Below are 3562 nucleotides of genomic sequence, written 5' to 3'. Positions count from 1 at the left end.
TAAACGGCACAGGGCTTTTCCCATGCCGTTTCAGATTCACTTTCTATTTACGATCTTGTCTCGGAGATTAACTTAATGACATTGGCCACTTGGCAGCCCTTCGTCGTTACGCTAACGGGGAGGATAGTTTAATGATTGGGGCTATAAGGCTGTACTAGATAGAACAATGTATAGTGTACTGTTAAGCTATGGGAGACCATAACAAAACCACCTTTTCGAAGGTGGTTTTGTTATGGTCAAATACTAGTATCAAAATTTAACATAGCCTAGATTTTAAATATTGCACCCACATCCCGTGCAGCTCAGCTTCCGATACTTGAAATGCGCCTTGAAAATCAGTGGCATCGCGTATGAATTTGTTGAGCGCATCTAAACTGTATGAATGGATGAGATATTCTACGAGCAAGTGCGAGAATCCATATCCCCCTATCTTCTCGAAATCCCAGGTATCATTAGTTAATGCTTGAAAGCTAGGGACAGCGTTATTTTGAATCGCTTCGGAGGTGCTATACTGAATATATTCTTGTGACATTTGTTTGGCTTCATGCCCGCCGAGCCCGTGTGTAAGCCATTTCGGTGCCAACGGATTGATATCTTTCACTAACCACATCGTAAACAAGCTTATAGTGTGCCGTAGTACCGATTGATACGTATGTTCAGGGCCTGGGTTGAGTGGGGATACGATTTTAATTTTATTGTCTTCATAGGTTCCCATAAACCAATTGGGCGCAGCCGGCTCGTTTATTGCTTGATGAAAAGTGGGCAGAGCCGGATAGATCTCAATAGCGATTTTCTGAGAAGGTCGATGACGATAGGTTGTAATAATTCGATCTACATTGCTTTTCAACTCTTCAAATAAGTCATGGTATACCTTGTTCATACCATCATTCTTGGAGGGAGCCTTGCTTTTATCCACAATTGATACCAATTCTTTAATAGACATGATTGTAATGTCACCCCATTCTTTTAATTCTTTTTTTAGTTTGTTTAAGGCACGATAGAGTCTGTTCTTGACTGCGCTTTCAGGCATCCCGATGATTTTAGATATTTCCAATAAAGTGCAATCGACGAAAAAACGCAATGATATGATTTGCTGATCTAATTCATTCAATCGGGCTAATGCAGCACTAATATCAAGACGGATATCGACATCTCTAGCAATATCGAGGGATATCGATTGGGACTGAAAATCGATTACTTCGTGCAACATTTCTTTATTTCGTGATCTCGTACGATACTCGTTTTTCACAATATTTTGCGCGATTTTGAATAGCCAAGTAAATATACTGGAGTTACACTTAAACAAGTGAAAGTTTTCCATTGCTTTTAAAAAAGCTTGTTGCGTTAAGTCATCGGCAGTTGCCGAATTTGTCTTTACTGCAATATAATTTCGAATTCTATCTCGATATTGATTATAAATGGCTTCGAAATGCTGGATGTGCTCCTGCTCCTCCGGAAGAACAGGGATTTTCTTTTTGTCTTGAGCTCGTGACACCAGTAGTACCTCCTCCTGAACTTACAATTCATTAGACACCGAAGGGAGGTAAAAAGCCACATCATTTTAAAATAATTTTACACGACGCCATTCCACTTTTTTTAAACCCCGAAAAAGCAAAGCGTAAAGGCAATTCAGCTATGTGGTATTAAGTGAGGATTACCAATGGAGAAAGAGATTCAGGAGCTTAAAAAACGTATTGGCTTTCTGGAAAAGCAAGTTCAGAACAAACAACTTCAGTCATCTAATATATTGAGTTTGAGCTTAACTTTTATAATAGTACTCGTGACTTTGCTCATCTACATTGGAATCTTTCAATTTATAACCCCCTAACCAATTGAACTAACGGGCAGGATAGTTGAAGACCTAAGTACTTATCTCTATAGGTGTATTGCTTTGTGATACAATAACTAGTCAAAACAATTGGGCAATGGATTACACAATGGCAATGAAGTACATACATTAAAGAATTATTGTAAGTTTACTCCTAAAGGGAGTGTGGAAAAGGTAGCTGCTTTGATGTAGTTAAACACAAGTACGACAGTGAAACCGCCAATTGTCAGTTCAAGGCCTTACCAGTGGATTACGGAGGTGAATAATAATGGACAGCCAATTAGTTGATCCCTACGAGTTACAGTTACGCAAAGCGCTTAACAAAGTACTACCCGATGCCTATGAAAGTCTAAAAACCCTCGACCAAATGCCAAGTGAAATTGGAATGAACTTGCTGGGGGTTCTTGTTAATTATGCTTGCGAGAGTCAGAACATAACTGTAATTACTTTAGCAAGAGATAGTATGAAGAAAATACCACTCAAGTGGTTGACACAATACTACCCTGAAGTTGTTAATAGAAGTATTGATTGGGCGGACGAATGGCAATACATTAGATTACTAGAAGTGACACAAGAGGTAGCCCCAGAATTATTAAAAGTATTTATTGATCGAGGATTATGCTCAAAAAATGATGAAATTCATGAAACAGCAGAGTATTTTAATAGCAAGCAGAACTGAAGCTGAATGCATAAAACATTTGAACCATTAGGCTAACACCTGCATCTAGATCACTTAGATAAAGTTTAAAAATCAATTCGCTGARCTAACGGGAAACTATAGTGTAACAATCACCAAGACGATGCTGCTGGAAATGAACGGGAGCCTCGTTGAGCTAACGGGCAGTATAGTGAAATGATTTGTAGTATTATTGTATCGGTAATAACCCAAATAAGAGAAAAGTTGAAAGGAAAGATCCTATGTCCAATCCAAAAGTTGATATTACCTTAACTAATTTTATTTATGGGAATAGTGCCCCTGTTAGTTTCACTATTCATACACTCGGTGGACCCCATAAGTGTGACTTCTTAGACAAACCGAATCATCCTTCGCGTAATGGCGTATATGTAATTTTTTCGCCTGACAGAAGAACTTTTGATAAAACTGGTACTAGATGTATTTACGTCGGAGAAGGGAACATTAAAAACAGACTAAGTGATCATAGAAGGAAAAAAAGATTTGGGGATCAGGAAATCAACTTTATTGTAATTTACTATGAAATTGATGATCAGATTGATCGAAAAGCCGTAGAGCGGATGCTAATTAAGTACTACGAACCTATGTTTAACAAAGAAGGTACAAATAATCTCGTGCAAATCACTAAACAACCAGAATTTAATGCAACATTATTAAAAACAATCAAAGAAGTTGAAGATATATTTAAAGAAGTAATACGTAGCAATGGTATCTTATACGATAATCAATTTGATTATGCAGGCGTGGTGGTAAATGCATTACAGTGGTATACAATAGATGAAATTTATAATGAAGTCATCGGAACAACATCAATTGAGCAAAAAGCCATATTTTTGGAAATGGAAGAATAGCGATCAAACAGTGCGATTTATTAATTCGATATTGAGCTCCCTCAGAGAATAAGGTTTTTCTCACGAATACTCGCGAATTCTCAGGATTTCACATACAGATTGAAATAGGAGTTTAAATGATTACAAAACATGGGCTAGGAAGTTCCGTTTGAGGGCATGCGGGAATAGAAGGTGTTGGTCTTGGTCTAT

General features: G+C 37.7%; 3 protein-coding genes. 2 read left to right on the top strand and 1 reads right to left on the bottom strand.

Annotation, left to right across the window (positions count from 1 at the left end; genetic code table 11):
* Positions 1-256: 256 nt before the first annotated feature.
* Positions 257-1495 carry an RNA polymerase sigma factor gene (locus AB4Z17_RS32795; RefSeq protein ID WP_441964562.1) on the bottom strand — a complete coding sequence of 413 codons (1239 nt, stop codon included), beginning with the start codon at positions 1493-1495 and terminating at the stop codon, positions 257-259.
* Between the two features lie 601 nt (positions 1496-2096).
* On the opposite strand from AB4Z17_RS32795, the gene AB4Z17_RS32790 reads away from it, so the two are divergent.
* Both AB4Z17_RS32790 and AB4Z17_RS32785 read left to right on the top strand, forming a co-directional pair.
* The gene (locus tag AB4Z17_RS32790) at positions 2097-2507 is read left to right on the top strand and encodes a hypothetical protein (protein WP_441964560.1); all 411 of its coding nucleotides are present in this window, start codon (positions 2097-2099) and stop codon (positions 2505-2507) included.
* A 239-nt stretch (positions 2508-2746) separates the two neighbouring features.
* Positions 2747-3373 (top strand): GIY-YIG nuclease family protein, encoded by a 627-nt coding sequence (locus AB4Z17_RS32785; protein ID WP_441964558.1) that lies wholly within the window; start codon positions 2747-2749, stop codon positions 3371-3373.
* Positions 3374-3562 lie beyond the last annotated feature (189 nt).

This window comes from Paenibacillus sp. TAF43_2 (genome assembly GCF_052113545.1).
Taxonomy (GTDB): Bacteria; Bacillota; Bacilli; order Paenibacillales; family Paenibacillaceae; genus Pristimantibacillus.
This window is presented reverse-complemented; position numbering and strand designations above follow the sequence as displayed.

Excerpts from the sequence above, each read along its gene's own strand:
- AB4Z17_RS32790 (WP_441964560.1), top strand. The coding sequence starts at position 2,097 with ATGGACAGCCAATTAGTTGATCCCTACGAGTTACAGTTACGCAAAGCG.
- AB4Z17_RS32785 (WP_441964558.1), top strand. The coding sequence starts at position 2,747 with ATGTCCAATCCAAAAGTTGATATTACCTTAACTAATTTTATTTATGGG.